Here is a 17860-nt window from a genome sequence, read left to right on the forward strand (position 1 = left end):
ATAGAGGAAATAGCGATCGCGAGGAAGAATCTCTGTGACATACTGGATTAAATTTAATTACGACAGAAAAGCATATATAGTAGACCTAGACCGCCTTACTGGTTTTGCTTACGAACCAAACAGGAGGATCACGTTTTGGCTACCAGATAGTTCCTATCCCTTTGTCATTAGCCCCGATGCAAATCCAGAAGTACATCGCATCATAACGGCTTACATTCAGCAATCCACCAACATAGCTTTCGAGGAACACTGGGTAAGATTTGATTACGAACAAAAGGAGTATATAATTAATCTTAAAAAGATTAGTACTTTTTGCTTAGAACCAAATGGCAGAATTACTTTTTGGTTGCCGGAAGGGTCGTTACCGATTATAATTCAGCCCAGTAATAACGCAGAAGCATACAGAAAAATTCAGAATTATATTAAACAATCAACTGGTTTATCTTTAATTGAAGAATAATTTAATAAATCCCCGACTTCTTCAAGAAGTCGGGGATTTATTGTTTATAACATTTGCCATGCTAACTTGGCTGCGCCTACCATTCCCGCTTGGTTGCCTAATTCTGCTAACAAAAGTTGCAAACCTGCGCGAGAACTAAGTAAAACTCTTTGTTCTATTTCTGCTAAAGCTGCGGGAAAGAAAAACTTAGCACTGGCGCTAATTCCGCCACCAATTATAATTGCTTCCGGGGTGAGAATATAAATTAAATTTGCTAAACCTACACCTAAATTTTTGCCATAATTTTGCCAAAATTCTAAAGCTTGGCGATCGCCTTTTTCAGCTAATTCCCCTAATTCCAAAGGTTCTAAACCCGTGAGGCGACGAATTGCTTGCACTGAGACATATTGTTCCAAAGAACCACAATTTCCACTATTACATTTTGGCCCTTCTGGATTTAAACTAATTAACCCTAATTCCCCTGCTGCGCCTTGATGTCCTGTAAATAGTTTGCCATCTAAAATAATTGCGCCGCCTACTCCAGTACCCAAAGTTAGTAATATTAAATTGCGAAAATTTCTTCCTGCACCTAACCACGCTTCCCCTAACCCAGCACAGTTAGCATCATTAGCAATAATAGTTGGTAAACCTGTTTTTGTTTCCAGTAATTCAGCCAAAGGTACATCTTGCCAACCTACTAAGTTAATTGCAATTTTAGCAACTTTTCCCGCCGCATCAGTTGGCCCTGGAGTACCCACTCCGATCGCTTTTACTGATGCTATTTCCAAACTATTTATTGCTGCTACCAATGCTTGAATAACTGCTTCTGGTGTTGCAGGTTGGGGTGTCGGTACTGTTAAAGATTGTTCGCATTTACCATCTTTAGAAAACCGACCTAATTTAATTGCGGTTCCTCCCAAGTCTATGCCTATTACTTCTGCTTGCATCTGGCAATTTTAGATTTTTGATTTGATTTTGCTTTACTGTTGTCTTCGGGATTTTGGATTAAAAAATTCGCTCAATCCTTCACCTAATAAAGATAATCCTACTACTAATAAGGTTAAGGCTAAACCAGGAAAAAGGGCTGTCCACCAAATACCTGTGGGTAATGCTTCCAAAGCTAATTTTAAATCATGTCCCCATTCTGGTACTTCGTCGGGAAGTCCTAATCCTAAAAATCCCAATCCTCCAAGTATGAGAATAGCATCAGCGGCGTTAAGAGTAAATAACACCGGAACATTTTGAATTACATTTAAAAATAAGTAGCGAGAAAGCACTGTCCAAGTGTCTGCACCCATTGCTTGCGCCGCTTCAATAAATAATTCGTTTTTGACGCTAACTGTGTGGTTTCTCACCACTCGGTAATATTGAGGAATGTAGGATATACTAAGTGCGATCGCAGCATTTACAACTCCTTTACCGACCACAAAAGCCAAAGTTACTGACAACAATAATCCTGGTAAAGTGTAAATGCTATCCATCAAAAATAGCAATAATCGGTCTAATCTTCCGGCTAAATATCCACTGATTAAACCTAAAGGTACACCGATCGACAAACTCAATATTGTGGCGAGAATTACTACTTGTATAGCTGCTTGACTACCAAACAAAGTCCGGGAAAAAACATCGTAACCTTGGCTAGTTGTACCAAACCAATGTTGCCAAGAAGGAGGTTCGTTAATCGGGTTTTTTAATGATTGCGTGGGGTCTTGTAACCATCCCCAAGATTGGAATGTTGGGGCTAAGATAGCAACTAAGACGAAGATTAGAGTAATGATAAACCCGATCGTCATTAATTGCATCGAGAGACTTGCACTTTGGGAAAATCGTAACAATTTAGGAAACTGAACTTTTGTCGGAGTCATTGCAGAGCGAGAAAACTACTTAAATTAAATCATACTTCGTAATGTCCGTTTAATTTCCGCAATTCCATCTATCACTGGAGTAAAGTCTATGTTAAGCGCTAAGATTAATCTAAACTAAACTTAAAAAGCTTGTGACAAACTTTCTTTACCTTTTGCTTTCTCCCCTCTTGCACTAGCTGACTCAAATTCAATACATTTTTTCAAAGGGAAACTACAAGTATGACTGACTTACGGCTGAATTTAGGTTGTGGTGAAAGACACTTTGAGGGTTATATTAACGTAGATAAATACGGTAATCCCGATGTCAAACACGACTTAGAAACTTTTCCTTGGCCTTGGAAAGATAATTCAGTAATTGAAATCCTGCTCATTCACGTTTTGGAACATTTAGGGCAAGATAGCAAAACTTATCTGAATCTTATTAAAGAAATGTATCGCATCTGTCAACCGGGCGCAAAAATTACGATCGTTGTACCTCATCACCGTCACGATTTCTTTTTTGATGACCCTACTCATGTGCGGGTAGTAACTCCTATGGGGTTGTCGCTTTTTTCCCAACGATTAAATCGTAAATGGATAGAAGAACAAGCTGCTAATTCCTCACTTGGATTATATTTAGGTGTTAATTTTGAATTAATTGAAACATTTTATAAACCTAGTTCTTTTTGGTTTAATCTCCACCCAGAACCAGAAGTAGACGTGGAATTTCTCCTTTCAGAAAGCACTTATTACAATAACTTGATTGAACAAATTGAAATGGTTTTAGAAGTTGTAAAATAAGGAATTCATTAGTAGCATTAGCCCTGCTTATTTGTTGCTAATTCTTGCAAAGATTGGGCTAACCTTTCGATTAATTCTTGCCAATCTCCCCGTCGATTTTGCCGAAATAAACGCATAGTTGGATACCAAGGGCTATCCTCTCGCTCAGTCAGCCATCGCCAGTCAGCATTGTAGCATAAAAGTACCCATACTCGCTTACCCAATGCTCCAGCTAAATGGGCAACAGATGTGTCCACAGTTATTACTAAATCCAGTTGCGATATCACCGCCGAGGTATCAGCAAAATCATTAATTTTACTGCTTAAATCTAATAAGTTTGTCGGGCAAGAAATTTCGTTGATTTCTGCTGACTTGACACCTTTTTGTAAACTATAGAAAACAATATTTTGCAAATTTAAAATGGGTAAAAAATCCTGTAGCGAACAGGATCTTTGTCGATCGCTTGGATGTTCGGGATTACCAGCCCATACTAACCCAACTTTTAGACAATTACTAGATGGTATTTCCAATTTTAAACTAACAGATTCCCAAGGTTTTAAATAGGGAATTTCGGCTGGAATTGTTTCTAGCGTTGTCCCCAAAATTCTCGGTAAACTAAGCAGGGGAATGTAAACATCAAATTCAGGCAATCGATCGCCTATAGCTACAACCTTTTTGATGTCAGTAACACTTTTTAATAACCTGACAAGTGGCGGGTGACATTCGACTACTACACAACCTTCAAGCTTTACTAATAAAGGTACATAGCGGATAAATTGAATCAAATCTCCCATGCCCTGTTCGGCTTGCAGTAAAATAGTTTTACCTGCTAAATTTGCGCCATCCCAAATATGTTTTGATAAAGTACGTGGTTTATTTTCCTTTCTTTGCCAACGCCATTCGTATTCAATAAAACCGCGTTTATAGTCTCCTAATCTAAGTAAAATTAATGAACGAGTCCAATAAGCATCAGCATAATTTGGGTTAATTTCTATAGCCCGATCGCAGCAAGCTAATGCTTTTTCATACAGACGTTGTTCCTGATAAAATGTAGCTAGATTATAATGAGATTCAGCGTTGTTTGGCTCTAAAATTAAACCCTGTTCAAAACAAGCAAGTGCTGCTGCTAAATTGCCTTGACTATTAAAAGCAGTTCCCAAATTATTATAAGCTAAAGCATTGGTGTCATCTAAAGCCAGTGATTTTTGGTAACAATCGATCGCTTCGGCAAATTTACCCTGTCTCTGCAAAGCATTACCTAAATTGTTTAAAGTTATCGGATCGTTGGGATTAAAACCAAGAAACTCACGATAACAAGCGATCGCTTCTTCTAACCGATCCAGCTGATGAAAAGCAATCGCTAAATGGTAATAAGTTATTGCCTCATTAGGTTCTAATTCAATCCCTTTCTGGTAATAAGCGATCGCCTCCACCAACTTCCCTTGATGCAACGCAACATTACCTAAATTTTTATAAGCAATAGCCCGATCGGGTACTTGTTCTATAATCTGCAAATAAATTCTTTCTGCTTGTTCGTATTTACCAGCTTCTAAACGTTGTATTCCCTCGGTTTCCAAAATCTCAATTAATTCCCTTGTCCAAGTTTCTATTTCTACAGAATTTCCTGATAGTATTGCTGATAACCAACAAGCTTGTGCTTCCTCTTCTCTTCCTTGTAAAAGGAAAGTCAATCCCAACATCCAATAATTAAACATAACGTTAGGATCGGCAGCAATACATTCTTCGTAGATAGCGATCGCCTGATCGTACTCATCTTGAAGTAAAAATTCCGCTGCTTGTTGTGCCAAATTCACCATTTTTATAAATTAATTTCTTTACTTAAATCTGACATTCCTAGCATAACTGGCTTAAGAAGCAGATTTAAAGTAAAGTCTTGTTCCCCCCTTACCAAGGGGGGTTAGGGGGGATCAAACACTAAAGATAACTTTCAATTAACTCACGGTATTGACTCTTTGGTTTTACTCCCTTGAGTTCTGTCAACAATTCCTTATTCTTGAAGAATTGAATTGTCGGCGTTCCCGTCACTCCAGCATTTTCTGCAATATCTGGATCTTTCTCAATATCCACCTCGATGAAGTGAATTTTGCCCTCAAACTCATCTACAACTTTGTTAAGAATTGGCTTGAGAGTATGACAAGGGCCACAATGAGGAGAAACGTACTTAACTACCAATAAGCGATCGCTATCGTGGAACAACTTCCGCAGCGCAAAGCCACCCTCATGGCGAGTATCATCAATACTAAACTCAGCCTCTAAAACTTCCTTGCTTTCCTTCACTTCTTCAGGGCTATCAGCCTTTTCCGCATCAGGTGTTTTGTGAAATTCCTGAATTAAACTATTAGCTGAAAGCCATCTTTCCGCCAACATCGCTGCCATACAACCAGTACCAGCAGCCGTGATCGCTTGGCGGAACTCATGATCCTGCACGTCACCCGCAGCAAACACGCCTTCCACACTAGTTTCTACCGAACCATGCTTAGTGGCAATGTAACCCACATCATCAAGTTCTAATTGTCCTTTAAACAAAGAAGTGTTGGGAGTGTGACCGATCGCATAAAACAAACCCTTCACCTCAATTACACTTTCTTCCTCTGTTTGTGTGTTGCGGACTTTGATCCCAGTCATCCGATCGCCTTCACCCACCACATCCACTGGCAGAGTATTCCAATGTACCGTAATTTTTGGGTTACTCAAGGCCCGATCCTGCATCGTCTTAGAAGCACGCATCTTCTCGCTTCGCACCAACAAATGCACGCGAGAACCATACTTAGTCAAATAAACCGCCTCTTCCAACGCCGAATCACCCCCACCAACAACCGCCAACTCAGCACCATGAAAAATCGGAGTCGCGCCATCACAAATCGCACAAGCCGAAATTCCCCGACTCCAATATTGGTGTTCGTTAGGTAAACCTAACCGTCTCGCCGTCGCACCTGTAGCAATTATAATACTGTGAGTTGTAACTTCCCTTTCCTCAGAACGAACCACAAACGGACGTTGACTTAAATCCACAAAAGTCACATCCTCCGTGAACAACTCCGCACCCCAACGTTCCGCCTGCGCCTTCATCCGATCCATTAATTGTGGCCCAGTAATCCCTTCAGGAAAACCCGGAAAATTCTCCACTTCCGTCGTCGTCATTAGCTGACCACCAGGCAACCCCCCTGCTTGAAAACCTTCAAATACAAACGGTTTTAAATTAGCCCGCGCCGCATAAATCGCTGCTGTATATCCCGCAGGCCCAGAACCAATAATTACCACATTCTCTACATTCGTATTTGTCATAGTTAATTAAACTCATAACGACTACGTTTAATAATATAGCATAAGGTTTTGTAACATTATTGAGCTTAGTTTGAGCAAGTAATAGAAAATTTATCTAATCCCTTATCAGCAGCCTAGAGCCGACAACAAGTTGCCAGTAAACCTCTTGCGAAAATCGATGGCTGTACAGGCGATCGCGAGTGCGTACCGTAGGCATCAGCATTTTCCGGCACAAATGCTTTACCCTCCAGGGATTTATCTTAAGAGGTTTAATGGTAGTTTTGCGGAAAAAACGGGAATACTGAAGGTAGCGTAGGTATTATATATCTTTACTTACCAGCATAGATAAACTAGGAGAACTGAATAAATGGATGAGCAAGCATTAGATTCCCTAGAAAAAGTTCGTCAGCAATTTGATGCAGCGCCATATCCGCGAATTCCCTTGGAGGATTACCCGAATGACATGAAATATCTGACCCTCTATAACATGGCGACAGCTTATTACCTAAGAGCCAAAAAAGTTGTAGAGACAGAAGGTAAAGTAATTTTAGATGCGGGCTGTGGCACAGGCTTCAAATCCTTAGCGTTAGCAGTCGCCAATCCGGGAGCAAAAATCGTTGGAGTTGACCTTTCCGAAGAGTCTGTCAAATTAGCAAAAGAACGCTTAAAATATCACGGTATTAAAAACGTAGAGTTTTATCCTCTCTCTATCTACGATTTATCCAAACTGGGCAGAGAATTTGATTATATTCACTGCGATGAGACTTTGTACCTGCTACCCGACATAGTGGCGGGATTGCAAGCAATGAAGTCAGTGCTAAAACCAGAAGGAATCATCCGGGCTAACCTGCATAGTTCAAGAGTGAGAGCAGACTTTTATGCGGCTCAAAAATTGTTTGATTTAATGGGATTGATGAATCAAGCTCCTGGAGAGCCAGAAATAGAAAAAGTTCGGGAAACGATGAAAGCCCTCAAAAATAATGTTTCTCTGAAAGTTAACACCTGGAAACCTCAGTATGAGAACGACCCTGCATGGTATTTAGCAAATTATTTACTTGAAGGCGATCGCGGTTATACCATCCCAGAAATGTTTGCGGCGCTCAGAGCAGCAGATTTAGAATTCATCAGTATGGTAAATTGGCCGTTTTGGGACATAGTTGATTTGCTTGAAGAACCCGATCGATTACCGCCATTAATGGCAACTAACTTACCAAATCTATCAGTAGAACAAAAGCTACATACATACGAACTATTAAATCCTATTCACCGTTTAATAGACTTTTGGTGCGGACATCCAGGAGCAGTTACTCCCCCAGTTCCCCTCACAGAATGGACGGATCGAGAGTGGCTGGAAGCTTGGGTATATATACATCCCAGCTTAAAAGTCCCACAAGTAAAAAAAGAAATGATCGCCAGCGTTGTAGACATCAAATTATTAGAAATGCACAAATATTTAGCATTCAGCAAAGATCCTTCCTTGATGATGGACAGTGCAGCAGTAGCAACATTGCTGCCTCTAACAGAGGAACCCCAATCTGTAGAATCATTATGGGAACGATCGCTAATGTTGCGACCGATTAATCCAGCAAGCTACGAAGCCAGCGATCGACAAACTGCCTTTAAATTTGTCAAAGAATTACTAATCTCCCTAGAACAACTCGGCTTTGTATTTATAGAGCGAAGAGCAATAAACAATTGAGCTTTCTCGCTTTGAGCCTTCACTCATTACCAGAACTTAGACTTGTTATCAACTGCCAAACTTAAGCATTAAGTTAATTTAACAATGAACGAGCAAACACCTGATTCAATAGAAAAAATCCGTCAACAATTTGATTCAGCCCCCTATCCCAGAATTCCTCTAGATAATTACCCAAAAAACGTTAAATTCCTATCAATCCATAACCTGATCACTCCTTACTACTTGAGATACCAAAAAGTTGTCAAGAATGAAGGAAAAGTTATATTAGACGCAGGTTGCGGTAGCGGATTTAAATCATTAGCATTAGCGATCGCTAATCCCGGAGCACAAATAATCGGAATCGACCTTTCCGAAGCTTCCATTAAATTAGCCGAACAGCGCCTAAAATATCACGGATTTCAAAATACAGAATTCCATGTCCTTGGCATAGAGGATTTACCCAAATTAGGAAAAGAATTTGATTACATTAACTGCGACGAAGTATTATATCTCATCCCCGATTTAGTAGCCGGACTACGAGCTATGAAATCAGTTTTAAAACCAGAAGGCATTATTCGGACTAATCTCCATAGCTCAATTCAACGACACAGCTATTTTACGGCTCAACAAGTATTTAAGTTGATGGGTTTTATGGACGAAAATCCAGGGGAATTAGAAATAGAGCTAGTTCGAGAAACGATCGAAGCATTAAAAGATGATGTCGTGCTAAAAGTGCGTACCTGGAAACCCGAACTCAGAGAGAACGAAGAATGGTATCTAATGAACTACCTGTTCCAAGGAGATACGGGATACACCATTCCAGAAATGTTTGCCGCATTGAAAAGTGCTGACTTAGAGTTTATCTCTATGATACGTTGGCCTTGGTGGGACGTAATGGATCTGTTTAAAGAACCAGAAGACTTACCCGTATTTCTCGGCATGAGTCTACCCGGTCTCTCCCTAGAAGAGCGTCTCCATTTATACGAACTATTAAATCCTGTCCACCGCTTGCTGGATTTTTGGTGTGGACACTCCAACGCAGCCCCTAGCCCAGTACTTGTAACAGACTGGCTTGACGAAGACTGGTCAGGAGCGGAAGTCCATCTCCATCCCAATCTGAAAGTACCAGAAGTGAAACAAGAAATGCTAGACAGCGCCAGCCAGCCTCAAGCAATGGAAATCGCCAAATACCTAAACTTTACCAAAGAACCACTCTTATTGATGGACAGTACAGTAATATCGGGCCTAATTCCTCTACTGGAAAAGTCACAGTCAATGTCGTCCTTGGTCAAACATTGGTGCCAGGTGCGACCAGTCAATCCGGTCACTCTAGAACCGACTGACGAGATGACCGCCTTTGAAACCGTCAAGCAGATGCTAATTACCCTGGAGCAAATTGGGTTTGTACTTCTAGAACGCTCTCCTCAAGGGAGTTGAACAAAACTCCAAAAATTTGGGATTCAGGTGATATGAAACCAGAGAAATGTGGGTAAGTTCTGTATATAAAGAAAAAACGCTCAATCAATAACTATAAGGAGAAACTTCCATGAACTCTACATTTAAGGCTAAATTCTTGCTCCACCTAAACCAAAAGAAACGGGCATCAGGAGAGCAAGGTTTCACCCTGATTGAACTGTTAGTGGTAATCATCATCATCGGGATTCTGGCAGCGATCGCTTTACCATCTTTCCTCAACCAAGCCAACAAAGGCAAACAGGCAGAAGCGAAGCAATATGTTAGCTCAGTTAACAAATCCCAACAAGCTTTCTACACAGAAAACAGCAAATTTGTCACCCAATCAGACGATAACGCTTGGGCGAGTTTAGGGGTAGGGATTAAGACACAAACCACTAACTACAAATATGAACTGTCTGGAGATGACAAGAAAGCGATCGTTCTGGGTAAAATGCTCAGTGCTGCACTCAAAGGTTACAGTGGCACCGTCGCTTTGATTGGACCTGCGGGAGCCGACAAAACCTCCCAAGCAGTGGTCTGCGAACATAAAACCGCAGGTCAAGACCCTCAGCCCGCAAGTGTTAGCGATACTGAAGTCAAGTGTAATGACCCAATGCAAAGCATCTAGGAAAGATTTCTCATTGACCAGATTTGTTAAATCTTCAACTGAATTAATTGGTAAGGTGGGTAGTGCAAACTGTACGTTACCCACCTTGTTGTTTGTTGAAACTGAAAAATTTTCTCGCTCTATTATGTAACCGTCGCCAAAGCGGTTAGGATATTTCTCTGCCTCAGTCCTAGTTTGAACAAAATTGAACTGAAGAATTTTCCAAAATTTGGGATTCAGGTGATATGAAACCAGAGAAATGTGGGTAAGTTCTATATAGAAAGAAGGAAACACTTAATCAATAACTAAAGGAGAAACTTCCATGAACTCTACATTTAAGGCTAAATTCTTGCTCCACCTAAACCAAAAGAAACGGGCATCAGGAGAGCAAGGTTTCACCCTGATTGAACTGTTAGTGGTAATCATCATCATCGGGATTCTGGCAGCGATCGCTTTACCATCTTTCCTCAACCAAGCCAACAAAGGCAAACAGGCAGAAGCGAAGCAATATGTTAGCTCAGTCAACAAATCCCAACAAGCTTTCTACACAGAAAACAGCAAATTTGTCACCCAATCAGACACAAACGCTTGGGCGAGTTTAGGGGTAGGGATTAAGACACAAACCACTAACTACAAATATGAACTGTCTGGAGATGACAAGAAAGCGATCGTTCTGGGTAAAATGCTCAGTACCGCACTCAAAGGTTACAGTGGCACCGTCGCTTTGATTGGACCTGCGGGAGCCGACAAAACCTCCCAAGCAGTAGTCTGCGAACATAAAACCGCAGGTCAAGACCCTCAGCCCGCAAGTGTTAGCGATACTGAAGTCAAGTGTAATGACCCAATGCAAAGCATCTAGGAAAGATTTCTCATTGACCAGATTTGTTAAATCTTCAACTGAATTAATTGGTAAGGTGGGTAGTGCAAACTGTACGTTACCCACCTTGTTGTTTGTTGAAACTGAAAAATTTTCTCGCTCTATTATGTAACCGTCGCCAAAGCGGTTAGGATATTTCTCTGCCTCAGTCCTAGTTTGAACAAAATTGAACTGAAGAATTTTCCAAAATTTGGGATTCAGGTGATATGAAACCAGAGAAATGTGGGTAAGTTCTATATAGAAAGAAGGAAACACTTAATCAATAACTAAAGGAGAAACTTCCATGAACTCTACATTTAAGGCTAAATTCTTGCTCCACCTAAACCAAAAGAAACGGGCATCAGGAGAGCAAGGTTTCACCCTGATTGAACTGTTAGTGGTAATCATCATCATCGGGATTCTGGCAGCGATCGCTTTACCATCTTTCCTCAACCAAGCCAACAAAGGCAAACAGGCAGAAGCGAAGCAATATGTTAGCTCAGTCAACAAATCCCAACAAGCTTTCTACACAGAAAACAGCAAATTTGTCACCCAATCAGACACAAACGCTTGGGCGAGTTTAGGGGTAGGGATTAAGACACAAACCACTAACTACAAATATGAACTGTCTGGAGATGACAAGAAAGCGATCGTTCTGGGTAAAATGCTCAGTACCGCACTCAAAGGTTACAGTGGCACCGTCGCTTTGATTGGACCTGCGGGAGCCGACAAAACCTCCCAAGCAGTGGTCTGCGAACATAAAACCGCAGGTCAAGACCCTCAGCCCGCAAGTGTTAGCGATACTGAAGTCAAGTGTAATGACCCAATGCAAAGCATCTAGGATGAGATTTTCCATTGGCAAGATTTGTTAAATCTTCAATTGAATTAATTGGTAAGGTGGGTAGTGCAAACTGTACGTTACCCACTTTGTTTTTGTTGAAACTCAAAAATTTTCTTGCTCTATCGTATGACTCCTAGTAATGAGATGAATTGGCAACAACAGGCTTATCAATGTTTGGTGACTGGGAATTATGTTCCAGCTGTAAACCTATACGAACAAGCAATTTCATCTGAACCTAACAACCAATCTTATTATTGGTATTTAGGATTAGTTTTGCTTTTGCAAGAAAAAGAAACTGAGGCTCAGATGACTTGGTTCTCAGCAATGGCAGAGGCAGAGCCAGAACAAATTGAACTGTGGACAGAGGAATTAATCCAGGTTCTCGAAACAGAAGCTCAACGGCGAGAGGCTATATTAGATTATTCGGTTGCTTGGTTAATTCGTCAACATATTCGAGAAATTAATCCGGTAAATATTAACAATATTAACAATTTATTACGCTTAATTTTGTTAGCTATTAACTTGGAAAGTTTTACAGGAGAAGAATTAAATTCTTTTGGAGTGGTGGAAATTCTTCAGTCTTCCGAATTGAAAGATTTAGATTCTCAACTGTTAATGCAGGTATTGGAAAGAGTGTTAGATGTGGTTCCTTTGCACCCATCGTCTTTGGAATTTGCCTCTGCTTGTGTACCGTTTGTGCCTGAACCTTATATTTTTATCGATCGCTTAATTATAACTTCTGTTAAAATAGCTTACTCTGCTAAAAAAGCGGCATTGGCAGCACGTTTTTTGGAATTGGCTTTACAATTCGATCCGATTAGTCCAGAGGTTTTGATTCAATTAACTAATTTTTATCAGGATGCAGGCGAGTATTCTCAAGGAATAGAAATGGCTAAACTCTGCTATTCTTTATTCTCTGGGTTAGCGGAAAAAGTTTTTGCTAATCATCTGATTATTCGGGGATTAATGGTGGCAGCTGGTGAATATTGGTCGGAAGCTGTTTCGGTTTTTCAAAGACATGAATCGCTGTTGCAGTCTCTATTTACAATGGAAGATAAAACGCTTGATTTAACGACAGTTATTCGGTTGTTTTCTTCTACTTACTTTTTACCCTATTTTCGAGACGATCTGAAAAATAATAGACGCTTGCAAAATCAAGTGGCTGAAATTTGTCAGTTCAATATTAAATCTCATGCTGGCGATCGCTACTCTCTATATCCACCAAGAAAAGCTGATATTCAAAAACCCACTCTAGATAAACCTTTAAAAATTGGCTATGTTTCCCACTGTTTAAAAAGACATTCTGTAGGTTGGATCGCACGTTGGTTGTTTAAATATCATGATCGCGATCGGTTTCAAACTTACGCTTATTTAATTAATGCTCAACAACGTCAAGATCCCTTACAGGAATGGTATATTAGCCAAGTACATAAAGCTTATAAATTTGGTTTAGATGCTGCTGAAATTGCCGAGCAAATTTATCAGGATGAAATAGATATTTTAGTTGATTTAGATAGTATTACATTAGATGTAATCTCGGAAATTACTTCTCTTAAACCAGCACCGATTCAAGTGACTTGGTTAGGTTGGGATGCTTCAGGAATACCAGCAGTTGATTATTTTATAGTCGATCCTTATGTTTTACCGGAAACAGCGCAACAAGAATATAGCGAAACTCTTTGGCGATTACCAAAAACTTATTTAGCGGTAGATGGTTTTGAAATTGGAGTTCCTACTTTACGTCGCGATCGCTTAGAAATTCCTCAAGATGCTATTATCTACTTTAGTTCTCAAATGGGCTTTAAGCGACATCCCGACACAGTTCGGTTACAAATGAAAATTTTGAAACAAGTACCTAATAGCTATTTTTTAATTAAAGGTTCTGCTGAACAAAATTCCCTAAAAAGCTTCTTTATTAAGATAGCAGAATCAGAAGGTTTGAGTAGCGATCGACTCAGATTTCTTCCAGATGTCGCCTTTGAAGAAATTCATCGAGCTAATCTAGGAATTGCTGATATCGTATTAGATACTTATCCTTATAATGGAGCAACTACCACTTTAGAAACCTTGTGGATGGGTATTCCTTTGGTGACAAAAGTGGGCGAACAATTTGCCAGTCGTAATAGTTACACTATGATGATGAATGTTGGTGTAACTGAAGGAATTGCTTGGACAGATGAAGAATATGTAAACTGGGGTGTAAAGTTAGGGAAAGATGCAGCTTTGCGGCAAAAAGTTGCGGAGAAATTGCGACAGTCAAGGCAAACATCACTTCTATGGAATGCCGAGCAATTTACTCGTGAAATGGAAACTGCTTTCCAAGAAATGTGGGCGAGGTATATTCAAAAATAGTGCAAAAAGGCAGAAGCTAAAAGCCTTTTATATTTAAATTTTTAAGGCTCTCCAGTACTCATGGTGATAAGTAAACCTAATTAATTAGCAAAGTGCTTACTCCACAAAGTTTCCCAGTCCCTAGGCTTCGACGTGAGCGCTCAGCCGAACGTCCCCAGTCCCCAGTCCCTAAAACCAGAGTTTTCCACCACAAGTACGGGAGAGCCATTTTTAAATGTTATTGCTTTATAATCAAAATAAACTTTCTCTAATATTTTCCGATGGTAATAAGGTGATAATACCATAACTCCCTCTGGGACAACTTTTTCAAAGTGGGAGGCAAAGCCATAATTAGTATAGTAATCTTTGGCTGTGTAGTCTTTTACTATTACTTATTTAAGTTGCCGAAGCGAATCGCGTATTGGCAAGGTTATCTAATGTAATTAACGGTATTGTTTCTGCTGTTGCTGCGATCGTCTGTTGATTTTCATTTCCCAAACTAATTCGAGAGTGAAGGCGGGTTAACAAAACTTCCCATTGTGGAAAATCTAGTTTGCCAACAGTTGATATTTCCAGTCCATGAGTAACATCTACATCTTCTTGCATAAGCAGATTCATCACCACACTAGATAACAACAGATTCACATCTAAGTCGGAATTTTCGGAAATACTACTAATGTCGATTAACAGGGTAATTTGGTTTCTATCTTCATGAGTTCCCAAAACCCTAATTATTGCTTCTAATTCCAAATATATAGATTCTTCTGGCTGTAACCAATCAGGGAAAATTATCATATTAACTGCTCTTAGTTTTAAATTTAGCAGAGATGTGTTGATTAGAACTGAGCGCACTTCATTTGCCATTTTTGTCCAAGCAAACTTTTTCGCCTGTGTCAATCCAAGCTCAATTAATAAGTTGCGTACTCCAGGTTTTTGCACATCGCATAAAGCATTTACCATTCCCTCAACATCGTTATAGTTTACATATAATGCTGCTTCTCCTGCTACTTCTGGAATTGAAGAATTAGAACAAGTAATCACCGGACAACCACAAGCAAGCGCCTCTAAAACAGGTAAACCAAATCCTTCATATTGAGAGGGAAAAGCTAACGCGACAGCACCAGAATAAGCAGCTTTTAATTCTATATCGTTCAGTTGTAGTTTGTGGACAGTGCAACCGGAAGTATAGACACGAAATTCATCTTCAAATATAGGATCGAAACTTGAACAAACAATATCAAATCCAAATTTATTATAAAGTTTGTCGAATGCCTGAAAAAATAAAATGCCGTTTTTATGCTCGCTTCTTGCGCCTACTAATAAAAAATAAGGTTTCGTAATTCCGTACTTAGTTCTGAAATTATTGATTTCTTCAGTACTTGCTGGGCTTAAATTGCGATCGATACCACAATAAGCTACAGTAATTGACTCTGGTGAAATGTCGGGAAAAAATCTTACTAAATCTTTGGCTGTATTTTCCGAAATAGTAATGTAAGCAACTCCATGCCGAATCCCAAAATGCTTTTCTTGCCAAGCGGGTTCGCTAAGATCCCATCCTAAAACTTCAGGAATCATATCATAAGCCATAAATACTGATGGCGTTGAAATTGGTGTTGTATAGTAAGTAGAAATGAATAAATCAGCATTCTCCTCATCACAAATCTTTTGGAGCATTTCTCGATCGAAAGATGCCATACTATAATTGTAAAGTTGGATGTCTCGGTAATTTATTCCCGAAATTTTCGGAGTAGTTTTCCCTCTATCTAATACTAAAATATGTTCTGCAAAACCATCTTTTACCCACTCTTCTAATAAAGATTTCCATAGTCGGGCAATCCCTGTCTTAAACGACTGAAAAAACACTCCATCAATAATTACTTTAAATTTATCTTTATCTAAATATCTAACATTTGGCGGAGGTAATTCTTCCTCAATTTCTTCACTTTGCCCAATTATTTTTAAATAATCTTTCGTAATCAAAGAAGGAAGTTTATTATTTGGTGGAGGAGCATAACATAAACTCTCAAATAAAATTTCTGGTATCTGCTTTTCTGTGAGCAAATATAGATTTGAACCATTTGAATAGAAATTCAATCCCAATTTTTCAGCAAGTAGAAATAAAGATTTAACTGTATAAATGGCATTATATTGTCCCTCAGATAAAGAATAATACCACCACTCATCCGGTTTAGGATTATTTCCTGGTAGTAATCTAGTACTAAACAATATATTTCGTGAAAACCTTAAAATATTCTCAATTTCCGTTAAGGGATTGACAAAATGTTCAAATACTTCAAAAGCAGTTACTAGTTCGTATTCACTATCTTCTAATCCTGTGGCAAAACCTTTGGCAAAAATGTTTTCACAAAATTTATCATACCAATAAAAATCAAACCCAGCATCTCGCATGAGGCGCACAAATAAACCGTAACCTCCACCGTAATCTAAAAATTGCTTATCATAATCGAAAATAGAAAATATTATGTTACTGGTAATTTTGGAAAATTCTAAGTTTCGGAAGACTATGCCTACATCACTACTGGCTATGGCATTAGTATATGCTTCTGAAAGCCAATAAGGTTCTTCACTTTGAACGAATCCGCAATTTTCACATTTGAAGTAATCAACATCATATTTATTCAGAATTCTAGCATTGGCAAAATGAATAGCTGGTGATTGACAAATTTTGCATTTCATCATTGGATTAAAGGATTAAAAAAGGATATAATTACTTGGTTTCATGAGAAAAGTTACGCTATATGTAGCAATTCTTATGCTGATGAAGCCCAAATCTCTTCCCTTTAGCAGACAGGGAACAGTAAAAAACTTGGGTGGACTCTCAAGGCAAGAAAAACGCTATAAAATAGTTTATTAGTTATTATAGATAGTTTTGACACTTGGTTAAGGGACAAAAATTGGGTTGAAGTTTATGTTTACACTATCTCGATTTAAATTTTCCTCTTCTTTAGTAACTTCTTTAGTAGCTCTTGTGTGTTTATTAGCACTAGTAGGGCTGCAAGTACCTCAGTTGAATCAACTCATCACCAAATCAAAAACTGCATCGATCGAAGATTTAAAAAGAGAAGTAGCGGCAGAAAAACTCCGATTAGAGTTGATCCAAAAAATACCTTCTTTGGGATTTAGCAACTTAATAGCTGATTGGGTAATGCTGAGTTTCCTACAATATTTTGGTGATGATGTTGCCCGCAGTCGCACTGGATATGAATTAAGCCCAGAGTACTTTGAGATTATTGTAAACCGCGATCCCCACTTTTTGCAATCATATCTATTTTTATCTAATAGTGTTTCTCTATTTGGTGGAGAACCAGAAAAATCTATTGCGTTGATGGAAAAAGGATTAAAATTGCTTAGTTCCAAACAACCTAGAGCTTATTATGTTTGGCGCTATAAAGGTATTGATGAACTATTGTTTTTAGGAGATGCTAAAAGAGCCGAAAAATCCTTTACGAAAGCAGCAGAATGGGCTGGCGAACATTTGGATGCAGAAAGTGAAAATATTGCGGCACTTTCTCGCAAAACTGCGGAATTTTTAGGTAACGATCCTGACCTTACATCGGCTCAAGAAGCTGTTTGGGCAATGGTATTAGTAAATGCGTTAAACTCCAATGACGATCGGACTCGTAAGCAAGTAATACAGAAAATAGAGGCACAGGGAGGAAAAGTAATTATTTCACCAGAAGGAGCCGTAAGTGTCAAATTACCAAAGCCTAAGTCTACTTAACT

The 17860-nt window shown here is 39.2% G+C and carries 14 protein-coding genes; 9 read left to right on the plus strand and 5 right to left on the minus strand.

What is annotated here, in order from left to right; translation table 11 throughout:
* The first annotated feature begins 34 nt into the window (after positions 1-34).
* On the plus strand, positions 35-460 hold the full coding sequence (locus ACE1CA_RS02555; RefSeq protein WP_413276287.1) for a hypothetical protein: 426 nt from the start codon (positions 35-37) through the stop codon (positions 458-460).
* Between the two features lie 44 nt (positions 461-504).
* Here ACE1CA_RS02555 and ACE1CA_RS02560 read toward each other — a convergent pair whose 3' ends face one another.
* The gene (locus ACE1CA_RS02560) at positions 505-1386 is read right to left on the minus strand and encodes an ROK family protein (protein WP_413276288.1); all 882 of its coding nucleotides are present in this window, start codon (positions 1384-1386) and stop codon (positions 505-507) included.
* Positions 1387-1419: 33 nt separating this feature from the next.
* Entirely contained in the window at positions 1420-2304 is an 885-nt protein-coding gene (locus tag ACE1CA_RS02565; protein WP_413276289.1) for an ABC transporter permease, read from the minus strand.
* Positions 2305-2523: 219 nt separating this feature from the next.
* Between ACE1CA_RS02565 and ACE1CA_RS02570 the strand changes: the two genes are divergently transcribed.
* On the plus strand, positions 2524-3084 hold the full coding sequence (locus ACE1CA_RS02570; protein WP_413276290.1) for a class I SAM-dependent methyltransferase: 561 nt from the start codon (positions 2524-2526) through the stop codon (positions 3082-3084).
* Between the two features lie 17 nt (positions 3085-3101).
* Here the strand turns inward: ACE1CA_RS02570 and ACE1CA_RS02575 are convergent, their stop codons facing one another.
* Together ACE1CA_RS02575 and trxB are read right to left on the minus strand one after the other, a co-directional pair.
* Positions 3102-4880, minus strand: coding sequence for a tetratricopeptide repeat protein (locus tag ACE1CA_RS02575; RefSeq protein ID WP_413276291.1), 1779 nt, complete (start codon positions 4878-4880; stop codon positions 3102-3104).
* 118 nt (positions 4881-4998) lie between these two features.
* The gene (trxB, locus tag ACE1CA_RS02580) at positions 4999-6369 is read right to left on the minus strand and encodes a thioredoxin-disulfide reductase (protein ID WP_413276292.1); all 1371 of its coding nucleotides are present in this window, start codon (positions 6367-6369) and stop codon (positions 4999-5001) included.
* A gap of 346 nt (positions 6370-6715) precedes the next feature.
* Here trxB and ACE1CA_RS02585 point away from each other — a divergent pair, with 346 nt between their 5' ends.
* From ACE1CA_RS02585 to ACE1CA_RS02610, 6 genes are all read left to right on the plus strand, one after another.
* The gene (locus ACE1CA_RS02585) at positions 6716-8047 is read left to right on the plus strand and encodes a class I SAM-dependent methyltransferase (protein WP_413276293.1); all 1332 of its coding nucleotides are present in this window, start codon (positions 6716-6718) and stop codon (positions 8045-8047) included.
* An 84-nt stretch (positions 8048-8131) separates the two neighbouring features.
* The gene (locus ACE1CA_RS02590) at positions 8132-9463 is read left to right on the plus strand and encodes a class I SAM-dependent methyltransferase (RefSeq protein ID WP_413276294.1); all 1332 of its coding nucleotides are present in this window, start codon (positions 8132-8134) and stop codon (positions 9461-9463) included.
* A 109-nt stretch (positions 9464-9572) separates the two neighbouring features.
* A complete protein-coding gene (locus ACE1CA_RS02595) occupies positions 9573-10109 on the plus strand; it encodes a type IV pilin-like G/H family protein (RefSeq protein WP_486517627.1) in 537 nt (178 codons plus the stop codon).
* A 301-nt stretch (positions 10110-10410) separates the two neighbouring features.
* Positions 10411-10947 (plus strand): type IV pilin-like G/H family protein, encoded by a 537-nt coding sequence (locus ACE1CA_RS02600; protein WP_486517628.1) that lies wholly within the window; start codon positions 10411-10413, stop codon positions 10945-10947.
* 301 nt (positions 10948-11248) lie between these two features.
* Positions 11249-11785 carry a type IV pilin-like G/H family protein gene (locus ACE1CA_RS02605; protein WP_486517628.1) on the plus strand — a complete coding sequence of 179 codons (537 nt, stop codon included), beginning with the start codon at positions 11249-11251 and terminating at the stop codon, positions 11783-11785.
* Between the two features lie 126 nt (positions 11786-11911).
* Positions 11912-14137: an O-linked N-acetylglucosamine transferase, SPINDLY family protein gene (locus tag ACE1CA_RS02610; RefSeq protein WP_486517629.1), complete on the plus strand. Its 2226-nt coding sequence runs from the start codon at positions 11912-11914 to the stop codon at positions 14135-14137.
* Between the two features lie 375 nt (positions 14138-14512).
* Here ACE1CA_RS02610 and ACE1CA_RS02615 read toward each other — a convergent pair whose 3' ends face one another.
* Complete coding sequence (locus tag ACE1CA_RS02615) at positions 14513-16816, minus strand: methyltransferase domain-containing protein (RefSeq protein WP_413280178.1); 2304 nt, start codon at positions 16814-16816, stop codon at positions 14513-14515.
* Positions 16817-17045: 229 nt separating this feature from the next.
* Between ACE1CA_RS02615 and ACE1CA_RS02620 the strand changes: the two genes are divergently transcribed.
* The gene (locus ACE1CA_RS02620) at positions 17046-17858 is read left to right on the plus strand and encodes a tetratricopeptide repeat protein (RefSeq protein ID WP_413280177.1); all 813 of its coding nucleotides are present in this window, start codon (positions 17046-17048) and stop codon (positions 17856-17858) included.
* Positions 17859-17860 lie beyond the last annotated feature (2 nt).

The organism is Floridaenema evergladense BLCC-F167 (genome assembly GCF_041929205.2).
Classification (GTDB): Bacteria; Cyanobacteriota; Cyanobacteriia; order Cyanobacteriales; family Aerosakkonemataceae; genus Floridanema; species Floridanema evergladense.